Here is a 14,726-nt window from a genome sequence, read left to right on the forward strand (position 1 = left end):
GCTGGCCAGCGAGAGCGCGGGATAGCTTCACCCTGCACCACCCCGTCATGTACCTGCCCGAGCACCACCCGTGTTCTCGGGCCGGTTTCGTTTCCGGATGATGTGGAGACCCCATGGCTCATCTGCGTTCCAGACGCCGGCTCGCCCTCGCCGTGCCCGTCGTGCTGTCCCTGACCGCCTCGCTCGGTTTCCTCCCGGCGGCGGCCTCGGCGGCCCCCCGGGCGGTGTCGGCCGGGCAGGCGACGGACGCGCCCGCCCTGGCGTACGTCGTCAACACCAAGGCGGACCGCCGCACGATCGCGTCGGTGGAGCGGGCGATCGCCGCGGCCGGCGGGAAGGTCGTGGTCACGTACGACAGGATCGGCGTGATCGTCGTCCACTCGGCGAACCCGGACTTCGGTAAGGAGATCCGCGCGGCGCGCGGGGTCCAGTCCGCCGGCGCCACCCGCACCGCGCCGCTGACCGCGGCCGGGACGACGGACGAGGGCGCCGCCGACTTCGTGACGGCCGCCGAGGCCGCGCGGACGGAGGCCGCCTCCGCGCGGACCCCCGGCAGCGAGCCGCTCGAGGCCGACCAGTGGGACCTGCGGGCGATCGGCGCCGACGAGGCCGCGAAGATCGACGACGGCAGCCGCGGGGTGACCGTCGCCGTCATCGACACCGGCGTCGACGACACCCACCCGGACCTCGCCCCGAACTTCTCCGCCTCCCAGTCGGCCAACTGCGTCGGCGGCAAGGCGGACACCGGCGAGGGCGCCTGGCGGCCGTACACGGCCGACGACTACCACGGCACCCATGTGGCCGGTGAGATCGCCGCGGCCCGCAACGGCGTCGGCGTCGCCGGTGTCGCGCCCGGCGTGAAGGTGGCCGGCATCAAGGTCAGCGACCCGGACAACGGCCTCTTCTACCCGGAGAACGTCGTCTGCGCGTTCGTGTTCGCCGCCGACCACGGCGTGGAGATCACGAACAACAGCTACTACGTCGACCCGTGGCTCTACAACTGCATGGACGACCCGGACCAGAAGGCGATCGTCGACGCGGTCAACCGGGCCCAGCTGTACGCGCAGAAGAAGGGCACGCTGCACCTCGCCTCGGCCGGCAACTCCAACCACGACCTGGCCTCCGACGCGATCGTCGACGACTCCAGCCCCGACGACTCCACGCCGGTGACGCGCACCATCGACCCGAGCGAGTGCTTCGACGTGCCGACCCAGCTTCCGGGCATCGTCACCGTCAGCGCGACGGGCGTGCAGAACCTCAAGTCGTACTACTCCACGTACGGCAAGGGCGTCATCGACGTCGCCGCGCCGGGCGGCGACCGCCGCTACCAGCTTCCGGACACTCCGTCGAAGGACGGCCGCATCCTGTCCACCATGCCGAACGGCGAGTACGCCTGGCTGCAGGGCACCTCGATGGCCTCCCCGCACGCCGCCGGTGTCGCCGCGCTGCTGAAGTCCAAGCACCCGTGGGCCTCTCCCGCCCAGCTGCAGGCGCTGCTGAAGTCCCAGGCGAACAACCCGGGCTGTCCCGAGTCCTACGACCAGGACGGCGACGGCGCGCAGGACGCGACCTGCGAGGGCGGCCACCGGGTCAACGGCTTCTACGGCTTCGGCATCGTCGACGCGCTGCGCGCCGTCAAGTGACCCGCGCCGTCCCGCACTTCCCGCCCGTCCGTCCGACCGCACCCGTGAACGATCTGGAGACTTCATGACCGCGTCCCACCCGCGTCACCGCCGCGCGCTCGCCATCCCGGCCGGGATGGCCATGGCGACGGCACTCGCCTTCCTGCCGAACACCGCGGCCACGGCCGCCCCGGCCGCCGAGCAGCCGGCCGCGGCCTCCGCCGACGCGACCCCGCTCAGCTACGTGGTCAACGTCAAGGGCGGACACGGTACGTCGGCGCACGTGAAGAAGGCGATCGGCAAGGCCGGCGGGACGATCGTGACGTCGTACGACAAGATCGGCGTCATCGTCGTCCACTCCTCGAACGCCGACTTCGCGAAGACCATCCGCACGGTGCGCGGAGTGCAGTCGGCCGGTGCCACCCGCACCGCGCCGCTGCCGTCGGCGGCCACCACGGACATGGGCACCCCGAAGGCGCTCAGCGCCTCCGAGATCGCCCGGGCCGAGTCGGCGGCGGCCGAGGGCCAGGACCCGCTCCAGGGCCTGCAGTGGGACCTGCCCGCCATCAAGGCGGACAAGGCGCACGAGAAGTCCCTGGGCAGCTCCGAGGTGACCGTCGCCGTCATCGACACCGGCGTGGACGACACCCACCCGGACATCGCGCCCAACTTCGACCGGGACGCGTCGGTCAACTGCGTGTCGGGCAAGCCGGACACCAGCGACGGCGCCTGGCGGCCGAGCGCGGAGGAGAGCCCGCACGGCACGCATGTCGCCGGTGAGATCGCCGCCGCGAAGAACGGCGTCGGCATGACCGGTGTCGCGCCCGGCGTGAAGGTGTCGGGCATCAAGGTGTCCAACCCGGACGGCTTCTTCTACACCGAGGCCGTGGTGTGCGGCTTCGTGTGGGCGGCCGAGCACGGGGTCGACGTCACCAACAACAGCTATTACACCGACCCCTGGTACTTCAACTGCACGGACGACCCGGACCAGAAGGCGCTCGTCGAGGCCGTCACCCGGGCGTCGCGGTACGCGGAGCGCAAGGGCGCGGTGAACGTGGCCGCGGCCGGCAACGAGAACTACGACCTCGCGTCCGACGAGATCACCGACCCGGTCTCCCCGAACGACTCCACCCCGTCGGACCGGGTGATCGACCCGTCCGAGTGCTACGACATCCCGACCCAGCTCCCGGGTGTGGTGACGGTCGCGGCGACCGGCGCGAAGGGGCTGAAGTCGTCGTTCTCCAACTACGGCCGGGGGGTCGTCGACATCGCCGCGCCCGGCGGTGACTCGACGAGGTACCAGACGCCCGAGCCGCCCGCCACCAGCGGTCTGATCCTGGGCACGCTGCCCGGCGGGTCGTGGGGCTACATGGCGGGTACGTCGATGGCGTCCCCGCACGTCGCGGGCGTCGCCGCGCTGATCAAGTCGACGCACCCGCACGCCTCGCCGGCGCTGGTCAAGGCCCTGCTGTACGCGCAGGCCGACGCCACCGCGTGCACGGACCCGTACGACATCGACGGCGACGGCAAGGTCGACGCGGTGTGCGAGGGGCCGAAGAACCGCAACGGCTTCTACGGCTGGGGCATAGCCGACGCGCTGGACGCGGTGACGCGGTAGTCGTCAGCCCTCCGGGAGCTGTGTGAGGTGAGAGGGGCCGGGCGGTTGCGCCCGGCCCCTCTCGCGGCATAGTGCGGTCATGACCTGTCTCGACTCCGTGTGGTCCGCCCTGGGCGGCGATCCCGCCCTCCTCCCGCGCGTGTCGGCCGTCGAACGGCCCGGTGCGCCGGCCGCCCGGCTGCCGGTACGGGAACTGGCGCGCGCCTGTGTGGGCGCGTGCGCGCTGGCCGCCGCCGAGCTGGGGGCGCGGCGGACGGGCGGCGGCGAGGTGCCGGCGGTGCGGGTGGACGACGGGGCGGTGGCCACGGCGTTCGTCAGCGAGCGGCACCTGCTGGTCGACGGACGGGCCCCGGAGACGTTCGCGCCGCTGTCGCGGTTCTGGCGCACGGCCGACGGGTGGGTGCGCACGCACGCCAACTATCCGCACCACCGGGCCCGGCTGCTGGCCGCGCTGGGCGTGCCGGAGGACCCGGACGCGGTGGCGGCGGCGCTCGCGGAGCGCTCCGCGCGGGAGGTCGAGGAGGCGGTGTACGCGGCCGGGGGGCTTGCCGTCGCCCTGCGGACGCCCGAGGAGTGGGCGGCGCACGCGCAGGGCGTGGAAGTGGCCGGGCGCCCCCTGGTGGAGCGTGAGCGGCTGGACTCTGCCCCCGCGCGGGTGCTCGCTCCGGTGGGACGGGATCCGCTGCTGCCCGCGGCGGGGCTGCGGGTGCTGGATCTCACGCGGGTGATCGCGGGGCCGGTCGCCACCCGTACGCTCGCGCTGCTGGGTGCGGACGTGTTGCGCGTGGACGCGCCGGGGTTGCCCGAGATCGCCGACCAGCACGCCGACACGGGGTTCGGGAAGCGGTCGGCGTTGCTGGATCTCTCGGTCGGCCGGGAGGTGTTCGAGGAGTTGCTCGCGGCGGCGGACGTGGTGGTGACGGGGTACCGGCCGGGGGCCCTGGACCGTTTCGGGCTGACACCTCGGGCGCTGGCGGAGCGGCGGCCGGGGGTGGTGGTGGCGCAGTTGTCGGCGTGGGGGGCGTACGGGCCGTGGGGGGATCGACGGGGGTTCGACAGTCTGGTGCAGGTGGCGACGGGGGTCGCGGTGGTCGAAGGTTCTTCGGCGGGGCGGCCGGGGGTGCTGCCTGCGCAGGCGCTCGATCACGGCACGGGGTATTTGCTGGCGGCGGGGGTGTTGCGGGCGATCGGTGAGCAGGTGGAGGGGGGTGGGAGCAGGGTGGTGCGGGTGGCGTTGGCGCGGACGGCCGGGTGGTTGCTGGAGGGGCCCCGAAGCGACGGGACTTCCGCCGATGTACCCGTGGCTCAGTGGCTCGCGGAGCGGGACAGCCCGCTGGGGAGGCTGCGGTACGCCCTGTCGCCGGTGGTGTTCGAGGGTGGGCCGCGTGACTGGGCGCGGGCGCCGGGGTGTTGGGGAGCCGATTCGGCTCGGTGGGTCTGAGGGACCGCGCGGGGTTTCACTCGCCGGCGCCGGCAGGGTGCCGCCGCGCCCACCCGTGCCGCCCCAGCGGCACGACTGCCCGCGGCTGGGGGTGGGCGCAAACCCAGCGGCACGGCTGCCCGCAGTTGGAGCGGCGCGACTGCCCGCGGCTGAGGCGGCACGGCTGCCCGCGGCTGAGGCGGCGCGGCTGAGGCGGCGCGGCTGAGGCGGCGCGGCTGCCCGCGGCTGAGGCGGCGCGGCTGAGGCGGCGCGGCTGCCCGCGGCTGAGGCGGCGCGGCTGCCCGCGGCTGAGGCGGCGCGGCTGCCCGCGGCTGGGGGTGGGCGCAGGCCCAGTGGTACGGCTGCTCGCAGTCGGGGGTGCGGACTTGCCCGCTTCTGTGGGGCCTTGTGAAGATCCTGGGGTGAGTTTGATGAGAACCAGGGTCGGGGCGGATGGTGCGCGAAGGAGCGGGCGGGGGCGGGCCGTTGCCGTGCTCGTGCTGGTGGGGCTCGGGGTGGTGATACCGCTGTTCGGGCCGGCGCCCGCGTTGCGGGGGACCGGGGAGGCCGATGCGCCCGGTACCGGGGGGATCGGCCTGTTGCGGGCGGTGTTGTTCGCGGCGTTGTCCATACCCGTCGGCGAGTTGTTCGTGCGGCGGCTGGCGCGTTCCGTGCCCGGTGCTCTGCCCGCCGTGCCGCGCAGTTGGTCGACCGTGGCGAACTCCGTCGGCTTCCTGGCCGCCCTCGGACTGGCCTCCGTGGTGGCCACCGGCAACCTGGTGCCCGGCGGCCCCGCCGACATCGACGTCGGCGGTCTCTACGGCTCCAGGGACGGCAAGCTCGCCCTCCTGGAGGTCAACGCCTTCCTCGCGGCGGCCCTGTGCGCGGCGTCCGGCCGTCCCGGCACCCAGGTGTGGCCGCTGGCCGCGGTGATGGTCGCGGAGGCGCTGCGCGCGCATCCGGCGACCGAGTACAGCCCGCTCGTCGGCTCCGGGCTGACCCTGGTGCACCTGGTCTGCGCGTCGCTCTGGGTGGGCGGCCTGCTGCACGCGCTGCGCACCCTGCGGCTGTGGCGGGGAGCGGAGGCGGGCGCCGCGCTGCTGGGGCGCTACGCGCGCGTGGCGGCCGTTCTGCTCGTCGCCGTCACCGCGACGGGCGTGTGCAGTTCGCTGCGGCGGATGCCGCCGGAGACGATCGTGGAGCAGTTGACGGACACGGCGTACGGGCGGGTCCTGCTCGCCAAGGTGGTCCTGATGGCCGGGGTCGCCGTCCTCGCCCTGTGGGCCCGGATCCGGCTGGCCCGCGCGGAGGATCCGCTGACCGCCTGCTCCCCCGCGCGGGCGGAGGTGTACGCGCTCGGTGTGGTGGTCGCGGTGTCGGGGCTGCTGACGGCGCTTCCGGTGCCGATCCGCTGGTGAACGGGGGTTCGCGGCCCGTACGGACATTCCCGGCGTCCGAAGGTGCGGGCCCGCGCGGGGGACCTGACGGACGGCGGTGTCGGTCCCGGCCCGTATCCTCGTGAACCATGCTCGATGACCTCACGACCGCAGCGTCCTCCCCCACCGTGTGGCCGGCCGCGTATCCGCAGGGGTACGCGGTCGTCGACGTGGAGACCACGGGGCTGGCCCGGGACGACCGCATCATCTCCGCGGCCGTCTACCGGCTGGACGCGCGCGGCGAGGTCGAGGACCACTGGTACACGGTGGTCAATCCGGAGCGGGACCCGGGCCCGGTGTGGATACACGGCCTGACGAGCGACGTGCTGGAGGAGGCGCCCCTCTTCCGGGACATCGCCGCGGAGTTCGCGACCCGGCTGGAGGGCCGGGTGCTGGTCGCGCACAACGCGGTCTTCGACTGGCAGATGATCGCCCGGGAGTACGCCCGCGCGCGCGGCGAGGCTCCGGTGAAGCAGCGGCTGTGCACCATCGCCCTCTCCAAGGAGCTGAGGCTTCCGCTGCCCAACCACAAGCTGGAGTCGCTCGCCGCGCACTTCGGTGTCGTACAGGAGCGGGCGCACCACGCGCTGGACGACGCGCGGGTGCTGGCGGAGGCGTTCCGGCCCAGTCTGCGGGCCGCGGCGGCGGGCGGCGTGCGGTTGCCGCTGCACGAGTGCCTGCCGCTGACCGAGTGGACGGACCGTCCCCGCACCGGGCAGCAGGCGAGTCCCGGCGGCTACCGGCCGACCGGTTGGCGTCCGTCCCGCAAGCGGCCCGCGTGCCCGTACCCCAACCCCGGGCGGTACGAGCCGGGCGGGCGGCTCAAGCAGGGCATGCGGGTGGCGTTCTCCGGGGACACCTCGGTCGAGCGGGACCTGCTGGAGGACCGCGCGACGGAGGCGGGCCTGCATGTCGCCGGCAGCCTGTCCCGGCTCACCAGCCTCCTCGTCACCAACGACCCGGACTCGGGCACGTCCAAGGTGGTCAAGGCGCGGCAGTACGGCACCCCGGTCGTCGACGAGGCCGCGTTCGGCCAGCTCCTCGGGGACGTCGAAGCCGCGCCGGAAGGCTGACCGGGGCGCCGGAGCCGACCGTGCGTCAGCGGACCGTCGTCCGGAAGGTGCTCCGAGCGGTGCTCGTTCACCCGGCCGGGAGCCGGGGAGGCGGGTTCGGTCCCGCACGGGTGGGGCCGGTGTTCCACACCGCCTTCTACGCCGGTGATCCAACCTTGTCGACAATGCCCGCCTTGCCCTCGGCGCGGGCGCAGTGGGCACCGCAGTACCAGTGACCGTCGGCCTCGACGCCCTGACCGATGATCTGCACCCGGCAGTGCTCGCAGATGGGGGCCATGCGGTGAATCGCACAGGCGAACGAATCGAAGACGTGGCGAGCGCCGTCCCGGGTCTCCACGGTGAACGCCAGCGCGTAATCGTTCCCACACACTTCGCAACGTGTCATAAGCAGCATGGTCAGCCGCCGGGAAGGTGCCCGCAAGCCGACGGCGCCGCATCGGCCGCGTGTGGTACCGGGCCGGCGTGGCCGTCATTTCGGGGGTCTCGCCCCTCCGGGCCTCGGTGAGGACCGGAGGGGCGAGGCGCCCACCGCGTCCGCGCGGAGGGAAAGGCGGGGACCGTAGACCGGGTGTGAACGGACGTACCCGCCTCAATGCACCCCGCGACCGAGTTGTACGGTCGTGGGGTGTACCGCTTCTTGTTGTCCCGCCAATGGGTGATCATCACACTGGTCGCCCTGCTCCTCATCCCCACGATGGTCTGGCTGGGCTTCTGGCAGATGGACCGCTACGGCGAGCGCGACGCCCGGAACCGGCTGGTCGCCGACGCGCTGGCCGCCGATCCGGTGCCGGTGGAGCGGCTCGCCGCGCCGGGGGACGCCGTGACCCGCGCGGAGCGGTACCGCACCGTGACCGCCAAGGGGCGCTTCGACACCGACGACGAGGTCGTCGTCCGCCGCCGCACCAACGCCGACGACCGGGTCGGCTTCCACGTCCTGACCCCCTTCGTCCTCGACGACGGCAAGGTCCTGCTGGTCAACCGGGGCTGGATCCCCGCGGAGGCGGGCCAGACCGCGTTCCCCGAGGTCCCCGCGCCGCCGCGCGGCGAGATCACGATCAAGGGCCGGCTGATGCCGGACGAGACGACCGAGGCGAGCGGCATCAAGGACCTCCAGGGGCTGCCGGACCGGCAGATCATGCTGATCAACAGCGAGCAGGAGGCGGAGCGCCTCGGTGCCCAGGTGCTCGGCGGCTATGTGGCGCAGACGGCGCCCGAGCCGAAGGACGGCACCCCGGAGCGGCTCGGGAACCCCGGCAAGGAGAACTCCGCGCTGAACTACGCGTACGCCGTCCAGTGGTGGCTGTTCGCCGCGGCCGTGCCGGTCGGCTGGTTCGTGCTGGTCCGCCGCGAGGCCCGGGAGCGGGCCCGCGCGGCGGCCGAGGAGACGGACGCCGAGGAGACGGAACCGGCGACGGTGTAGCGGCCCCGCCGGGGACACGCGCCGTGGCCGGGAACGGCCGGCCGGTGCCGTGGCCCGCGCTCCTCCCCCGGTTCGGGCGGCCCGTGCGGGAGTGACGCGGCGTACCGGACGGGAGCGAACACCCCGTGGGACGCGGACGGCGTCCCCGGGCCCCGGTGTCATCTTCTCCGGCGCCGGCGCCGGCGCGGCGGCGGCCGACGGTCCGTCACTCCCCCGGCCACACCCCTGATTGCCGCCCCCGATGGCCGGGAACCCGCACCCCGTGCACCGTATCGAGGACTACGCGCTCATCGGCGACGAACAGACCGCTGCCCTGGTGGGCGCGGACGGCTCGGTCGACTGGCTCTGCCTGCCCCGCTTCGACTCGGCGGCCTGCTTCGCGCGGCTGCTCGGGGACGAGAGCAACGGGCACTGGCGCATCGCCCCCGCCGGTGCGGACCGGTGCGCCCGCCGCTCCTACCGCGAGGACACCCTGGTCCTGGACACCGAGTGGGAGACCCCCGAGGGAGCGGTGCTGGTCACCGACCTGATGCCGCAGCGCCACCGCGCGCCGGACCTGGTGCGGATCGTGCAGGGCGTACGGGGTGAGGTGACCGTGCGCAGCACGCTGCGGCTGCGCTTCGACTACGGCTCGGTCGTGCCGTGGGTGCGCAAGGCGGACGGCCACCGGGTGGCGGTGGCCGGGCCGGACTCGGCGTGGCTGCGCAGCGTCCCGGAGGTGGAGACCTGGGGCGAGGACCTGGGCACCGTCTCGGAGTTCACGGTGCGGGAGGGCGAACGGGTCGCGTTCGTGCTCACCTGGCACCCCTCCCACGAGCCGCGGCCCCCGCTGGTCGACCCGTACTCCTCGCTGCGGCACAGTGTGAAGGACTGGCGCGCCTGGGCGGCGCGGTGCCGTTACGACGGCCCGCACCGGGACGCGGTCGTCCGGTCGCTGATCACCCTCAAGGCGCTCACCTACCGTCCCACCGGCGGTATCGTCGCCGCGCCCACCACCTCGCTGCCGGAGGAGCCGGGCGGGGTGCGCAACTGGGACTACCGCTTCTGCTGGCTGCGCGACTCCACCCTGACCCTGAACGCGCTGCTGGCCGCCGGGTACCAGGACGAGGCGGAGGCCTGGCGCAACTGGCTGCTCCGCGCGGTCGCGGGCGATCCGGCGGACCTGCAGATCATGTACGGGCTCGCGGGTGAGCGGCGGCTGCCGGAGTTCGAACTGCCGTGGCTGTCCGGTTTCGACGGCGCCGCGCCCGTACGGATCGGCAACGACGCCGTGACCCAGCTCCAGCTCGACGTGTACGGCGAGGTGATGGACTCCCTTGCGCTGGCGCGGAGTTCGGGGCTGTCCGCGCAGCCGGACGTGTGGGCGTTGCAGTCGGTGCTGATGGACTTCCTGCGCACGGCGTGGCGGCAGCCGGACGAGGGGCTGTGGGAGGTGCGCGGCGGCCGGCGCCACTTCGTGCACTCCAAGGTGATGGTGTGGGTGGCCGCCGACCGCGCGGTGCGCGCGCTGGAGGCCGACCAGGGGCTGGACGGGGACCTGGACGGCTGGCGGGAGCTGCGCGACGAGGTGCACCGGGAGGTGTGCGAGAAGGGCTACGACCCCGCGCGGAACACGTTCACGCAGTCGTACGGCTCGCGCGAACTCGACGCCGCGCTGCTGCTGATCCCCCGGGTGGGTTTCCTGCCGCCCGACGATCCCCGGGTGCTCGGCACCATCGAGGCGGTCCGCGCGGAGCTGGGGCAGGACGGGTTCGTACGCCGCTACACGCCGGACGCGACGGCCGTCGACGGGCTGCCCGGTGGGGAGGGCACGTTCCTGGTCTGTTCGTTCTGGCTCGCGGACGCCCTGCACATGACCGGCAGGACGAAGGAGGCGCGCGCGCTGTTCGAGCGGCTGATGGGGCTCGCCAACGACGTGGGTCTGCTGGCGGAGGAGTACGACCCGGCGGGCGGGCGGCTGCTGGGCAACTTCCCGCAGGCGTTCAGCCACATCGGCCTGGTGAACACCGCTCTCGCCCTGTTCGGGGACGAGGGGGCAGGATAGGACCATGGATCTTGGACTGAAGGACCGGGTGTACGTCGTCACCGGGGCGACCCGCGGGCTGGGCAACGCCTCCGCGCGGGAGCTCGTCGCCGACGGCGCGAAGGTGGTCGTCACGGGGCGGGAGGAGGAGTCCGTCGCCGAGGCGGCGTCCGCGCTGGGGCCGGACGCGGTCGGGATGGCCGTCGACAACGCCGACCCCGAGGCGCCGGCGCGGCTGATCGCCACCGCGCGGGAGCGGTTCGGGCGCTTCGACGGCATCCTCGTCAGCGTGGGCGGGCCGCCGCCGGGGTTCGTCGCCGACACCACCGACGAACAGTGGCGGACGGCGTTCGAGTCGGTGTTCCTGGGGGCGGTGCGGATGGCGCGGGCGGCCGCGGCGGAGCTGGGTGAGGGGGGTGTCATCGGGTTCGTGCTGTCGGGGTCGGTGCACGAGCCGATTCCCGGGCTGACCATCTCCAACGGGCTGCGGCCGGGGCTGGCCGGGTTCGCGAAGTCGCTGGCGGACGAGTTGGGGCCGCGGGGGATCCGGGTGGTGGGGCTGCTGCCGGGGCGTATCGATACGGACCGGGTGCGGGAGTTGGACTCGTTGTCGGCGGATCCGGAGGCTACGCGGCGGGCTGCGGAGTCTCGCATTCCGTTGCGGCGGTACGGGACGCCGGGGGAATTCGGCCGTACGGCCGCGTTTTTGTTGTCGCCGGCGGCGTCTTACCTGTCCGGGGTGATGGTGCCGGTGGACGGTGGTTTCCGGCACGGGTTCTGACGCGCCTGTTGATGGGTGCGCCGCGTTGGGGCGGGGCGGGGGTGATCGCGCGGCCCGGCGTTTACGGGGTGCCGTCGCGCCCACCCGTGCCGCTGGGGGCACCTCCCAGGCCCTTAAGGCACTGGGGGAGGCACGACTGCCCGCGGCTGACACGGCATGCGGCTGCCCGCGGGGGCGCCGTCAGGTGACTCGTCCTGGGCGGTGTTTCACGGCTTGCAGGCGGGCCTCGGTGGGGAGGGTGGGGTGGCCTGTGGCGGTTCGGACGTGGGTGAGGGGGCCCTTCGTCAGGGCTTGCAGGGCTGTCGCCGGGTCGATGTGGGGTTGTAGGTGGAGGAGTACACGGGTCTTAGGGGCGTTTCTGTGGCCGGTGAGGAGAACACGGGCCCGGTATACGCCGTCCAGGTGACTCGCCTCCTCCGCGAGGGCCTGTTCCAGGGCCCTTCCGCGCAGTGACGCGCCCTCGTCGTCGCCGGTGTCGAGCAGCACCTCGGCCAGCCGGCGCCGGCGCAGCACCGCGATCAGCCACCACAGGGAGAGCAGGACCAGGACGGCGAGAACGGCGATGACGACCGGCCACCACCAGCCCTCGTCCCGCCACCGGGTCCGCTCGGCCTCGTCCAGCAGCACGTCGTGCCGCCCGTCGTGCAGCCACCAGGAGGGCGCCGGCGCCCCCAGCCCGATCGCCAGCACGGACCCGCCGAGGACGACCAGCACCAACCCCACGATCCCGAGCAGCACCCGGTTGACGCCCTTGAGCATCTCTACCGCCCCTTCCGGCCGGGCCGCCGTACGCGCAGCGACAGCGAGAGCGGCCGGGCCAGGCCGAGGCCCGCCACGGCGGCCTCGAGCGCCGCGGTCAAGTCGGCCCGTACGTCGTCCGGTTCACGGAAGTGCGACACCGCGCGGACGTCCGCGCGGGCGCGTTTCACCCTGACCCGCACCGACCGCACGCCGGCCACCCCCAGGGCCCGGTCCCGCAGCACCGTCGCGGCGGCGTCCCGGTGCAGTGCCGCGCGGACGCCGGGATCCACGGGGCGCATCGGGAGCAGGGCGCGCAGGCCGGGCGTCAGGGCGAGCAGCAGCAGCCAGAGTCCGAGGGCGGTGGCGACGCCGGCGCCGGTCAGCACCCAGATGTCGTCCAGGGGCCGTTCGGCGAGCTGCCGGGCCAGTTCCCGGCGCCAGCCCAGCGCGGCACGGTGGGCCCGCACCGCGACGACGTCGTACAGGAACGCGCCCGTGACCACCAGGGCCAGCAGCGCGACCAGGCCCGCGGGGACCCGGCGGGCCGACCAGAAGCGCCGGTGCCCGCCGGGGCCGCCGGGTGCCTCCGCGGGCGGCGGGTCCTTCTCCAGGACCGTGCCTTCGGGTCCGCTCATCACGCCCTCCTCCGGGCCGCTTCGGGCGCGGCCGTCAGGTGCAGTCGTTCGACCAGGACGACGACCTCCGGTACGTGCATCCCCGCCAGGGCGCGCACCCGGTCGACCACCTGGCGCCGCACCCGCGCGCACCGGCCGCCGATGTCGCCGGGGTAGCCGAGTTCGATGTGCACCCGGACCCGGGCGGCCTCGTGGCGCACCACCACCGTGGCGTGCGGCGGGGCGGCGTCCGGCGGCAGGGGGCCGACCGCCTCGCGGGCCGCCTGCGAGGCGATCTTCGCGACCACCCGGTCGGCGATCCTGGTCGCCCCGCGCTCACCCGGCGCGACGGCGGCCGGGCCCCGGCCGGACTCGACGACCGTGCTCACCGCCGTCATCGCCGCCGTTCGTCACGGGAACGGAAGAAGTCACCGAGCTCCAGGTCCCCCTCGAGGAACCGCCCGACGACGAACCCGACGGCGCCCAGGGCCGCCACCAGCAGAAACGCCCCGAATCCGCCGAAGTATCCGGCGAAGCCCAACGCCATGCCGGCGATCATGCCGACCACGGCCATGTTCATGGTGTGCTCCTCCGCTCACCGAGCCTCACTGAAGGCGGGTCTCCGGTTCCTCTTCCTCCTCCTCGGGCAGTTTCACGTCGCTCACCGCGATGTTGACCTCGACCACCTCCAGACCGGTCATCCGCTCGATCGCCGCGATGACGTTCTCCCTTACGGCCTTGGCGACGTCGGTGATGGACACGCCGTAGTCGACGACGATCTCCAGGTCGAGCGCGGTCTGCGACTCACCGACCTCGACCTTCACGCCGCGCGTCACCGCCTTCGAACCGCCGGGCACCCGGTCGCGTACGGCGCCGAAGGTCCGTGACAGACCGCTGCCCATGGCGTGCACACCGAGCACGTCCCGCGCGGCCAGCCCCGCGATCTTCTCCACGACACCGTCGGCGATGGTGGTGCGGCCACGTGTCGCCGGGTCACCGCCGCCGCGCCGGGTTCCCTGGCCCTTGCGGGGGGTGGTCTCCAAGAGGTTCTTCTCCGGGTCGGAGGCCCGTCCCGGGCCTCCCTCGGTCATGTCGGTCATCGCCGTACGTCCTTTCGGTCGTCCTCCACCGACCACGGTATGCGTGGTTGCCCGGTACCGCGCCAGGGATGCGTCAGGCTGGAGGAATGACAGCGGACCGGTGGGCTTGGGCGGTGCGGCAGCAGGTGGGGCTGGGCAGGATCCTGGCCCTGGGAGGACCGCGCGACGGCGCGTGGATCGCGGAGCGGGCGGCGGAGGCGGTGCTGCGGCGCGCGGTGGTAAGGGACGCTCCGGGCGTACGCCTGGACGGTGTGCGGATCGGGCTCGCCGATCCGGCGGGGGTGACGGGTGAGCCGGTCGTGCCGCCTCCGCCGGGGGCGGTGCCGCCGGGGGTGTTGCGGCTGACCGTCGAGTTCGCGGCCGCTGCGGCGCGGCCGGTGCCGGTGACTGCGTCGCTTCTGCGGGGGGTGTTGGCGGAAGTGGCGGTGGAGCGGGTCGGGTTGGCCGTCGGGGAGGTGGATCTGCGGATGGTGGAGTTGTTGGATGCGGAGGCTGAGGCTGAGGCTGGGCCTGAGCCGGGGGCTGAGCCGGGGGCTGTGCCAGGGGCTGTGCCGGGGGCTGTGCCGGGGCGGGAGGCGGGGTCCGAGCCGTCGTCGGACGGCGACTCCGAGGTGGGGCGTGTCGCTGCGGCGGCGCTCTCGGTGGCGGGGGTGAGTCGGCTGACGGGGGTGCTGGGGCGGTCGGTTCACCTGACCGAGCACCGGGGGGACACCGTCCTGTCTCGTCGCCACGCGCGCGTGGACCTTGCGGTCGCGGCGGACGTCCGCCCTCTGGATGTGGCCCGGAGGGTCCGTTCGGCGGTGGCCGAATCGCTGCCGGATCGTCCCACCGTGGGTGTACTGATCACGGCGGTCGACTGACCGTGGGGAGGTCGCGCG

The 14,726-nt window shown here is 73.8% G+C and carries 15 protein-coding genes; 9 read left to right on the forward strand and 6 right to left on the reverse strand.

Annotated features, from left to right (window positions below):
- The first annotated feature begins 113 nt into the window (after nt 1-113).
- From ACIA6T_RS24920 to ACIA6T_RS24940, 5 genes are all read left to right on the forward strand, one after another.
- A complete protein-coding gene (locus ACIA6T_RS24920) occupies nt 114-1,643 on the forward strand; it encodes a S8 family peptidase (RefSeq protein WP_399448673.1) in 1,530 nt (509 codons plus the stop codon).
- Between the two features lie 64 nt (nt 1,644-1,707).
- Complete coding sequence (locus ACIA6T_RS24925; RefSeq protein WP_399448674.1) at nt 1,708-3,240, forward strand: S8 family peptidase; 1,533 nt, start codon at nt 1,708-1,710, stop codon at nt 3,238-3,240.
- A 79-nt stretch (nt 3,241-3,319) separates the two neighbouring features.
- Nucleotides 3,320-4,681, forward strand: a complete 1,362-nt coding sequence (locus ACIA6T_RS24930) for a CoA transferase (protein ID WP_399448675.1) — start codon at nt 3,320-3,322, stop codon at nt 4,679-4,681.
- Between the two features lie 410 nt (nt 4,682-5,091).
- Entirely contained in the window at nt 5,092-6,078 is a 987-nt protein-coding gene (locus tag ACIA6T_RS24935; protein ID WP_399448676.1) for a copper resistance D family protein, read from the forward strand.
- A 107-nt stretch (nt 6,079-6,185) separates the two neighbouring features.
- Complete coding sequence (locus ACIA6T_RS24940; protein WP_399448677.1) at nt 6,186-7,169, forward strand: DEDDh family exonuclease; 984 nt, start codon at nt 6,186-6,188, stop codon at nt 7,167-7,169.
- Between the two features lie 136 nt (nt 7,170-7,305).
- Here ACIA6T_RS24940 and ACIA6T_RS24945 read toward each other — a convergent pair whose 3' ends face one another.
- On the reverse strand, nt 7,306-7,554 hold the full coding sequence (locus tag ACIA6T_RS24945) for a hypothetical protein (RefSeq protein ID WP_399448678.1): 249 nt from the start codon (nt 7,552-7,554) through the stop codon (nt 7,306-7,308).
- A 240-nt stretch (nt 7,555-7,794) separates the two neighbouring features.
- Between ACIA6T_RS24945 and ACIA6T_RS24950 the strand changes: the two genes are divergently transcribed.
- The 3 genes from ACIA6T_RS24950 to ACIA6T_RS24960 all read left to right on the forward strand — a co-directional run bounded on the left by ACIA6T_RS24950 (nt 7,795) and on the right by ACIA6T_RS24960 (nt 11,393).
- A complete protein-coding gene (locus ACIA6T_RS24950; protein ID WP_399448679.1) occupies nt 7,795-8,589 on the forward strand; it encodes an SURF1 family protein in 795 nt (264 codons plus the stop codon).
- A 241-nt stretch (nt 8,590-8,830) separates the two neighbouring features.
- Nucleotides 8,831-10,633 (forward strand): glycoside hydrolase family 15 protein, encoded by a 1,803-nt coding sequence (locus tag ACIA6T_RS24955; RefSeq protein ID WP_399448680.1) that lies wholly within the window; start codon nt 8,831-8,833, stop codon nt 10,631-10,633.
- Between the two features lie 4 nt (nt 10,634-10,637).
- Nucleotides 10,638-11,393 carry an SDR family oxidoreductase gene (locus ACIA6T_RS24960; protein ID WP_399448681.1) on the forward strand — a complete coding sequence of 252 codons (756 nt, stop codon included), beginning with the start codon at nt 10,638-10,640 and terminating at the stop codon, nt 11,391-11,393.
- Between the two features lie 180 nt (nt 11,394-11,573).
- Here the strand turns inward: ACIA6T_RS24960 and amaP are convergent, their stop codons facing one another.
- From amaP to ACIA6T_RS24985, 5 genes are read right to left on the reverse strand one after another with little or no spacing between them, the layout of a single operon-like run.
- Complete coding sequence (amaP, locus tag ACIA6T_RS24965) at nt 11,574-12,152, reverse strand: alkaline shock response membrane anchor protein AmaP (RefSeq protein WP_399448682.1); 579 nt, start codon at nt 12,150-12,152, stop codon at nt 11,574-11,576.
- 2 nt (nt 12,153-12,154) lie between these two features.
- On the reverse strand, nt 12,155-12,769 hold the full coding sequence (locus ACIA6T_RS24970) for a DUF6286 domain-containing protein (RefSeq protein ID WP_399448683.1): 615 nt from the start codon (nt 12,767-12,769) through the stop codon (nt 12,155-12,157).
- Entirely contained in the window at nt 12,769-13,146 is a 378-nt protein-coding gene (locus ACIA6T_RS24975; protein ID WP_399448684.1) for a hypothetical protein, read from the reverse strand. Before ACIA6T_RS24975 ends, ACIA6T_RS24970 begins: the two co-directional genes overlap by 1 nt.
- Nucleotides 13,143-13,328 (reverse strand): hypothetical protein, encoded by a 186-nt coding sequence (locus tag ACIA6T_RS24980; RefSeq protein WP_073937463.1) that lies wholly within the window; start codon nt 13,326-13,328, stop codon nt 13,143-13,145. Before ACIA6T_RS24980 ends, ACIA6T_RS24975 begins: the two co-directional genes overlap by 4 nt.
- A gap of 25 nt (nt 13,329-13,353) precedes the next feature.
- Nucleotides 13,354-13,848, reverse strand: a complete 495-nt coding sequence (locus tag ACIA6T_RS24985; protein WP_399448685.1) for an Asp23/Gls24 family envelope stress response protein — start codon at nt 13,846-13,848, stop codon at nt 13,354-13,356.
- 86 nt (nt 13,849-13,934) lie between these two features.
- Here ACIA6T_RS24985 and ACIA6T_RS24990 point away from each other — a divergent pair, with 86 nt between their 5' ends.
- Nucleotides 13,935-14,708 carry a nucleopolyhedrovirus P10 family protein gene (locus ACIA6T_RS24990; protein WP_399448686.1) on the forward strand — a complete coding sequence of 258 codons (774 nt, stop codon included), beginning with the start codon at nt 13,935-13,937 and terminating at the stop codon, nt 14,706-14,708.
- The last annotated feature ends 18 nt before the right edge of the window (nt 14,709-14,726 follow it).

Origin of the sequence: Streptomyces sp. NPDC051740, from assembly GCF_044453165.1 — a bacterium.
Taxonomy (GTDB): domain Bacteria; phylum Actinomycetota; class Actinomycetes; order Streptomycetales; family Streptomycetaceae; genus Streptomyces; species Streptomyces atrovirens.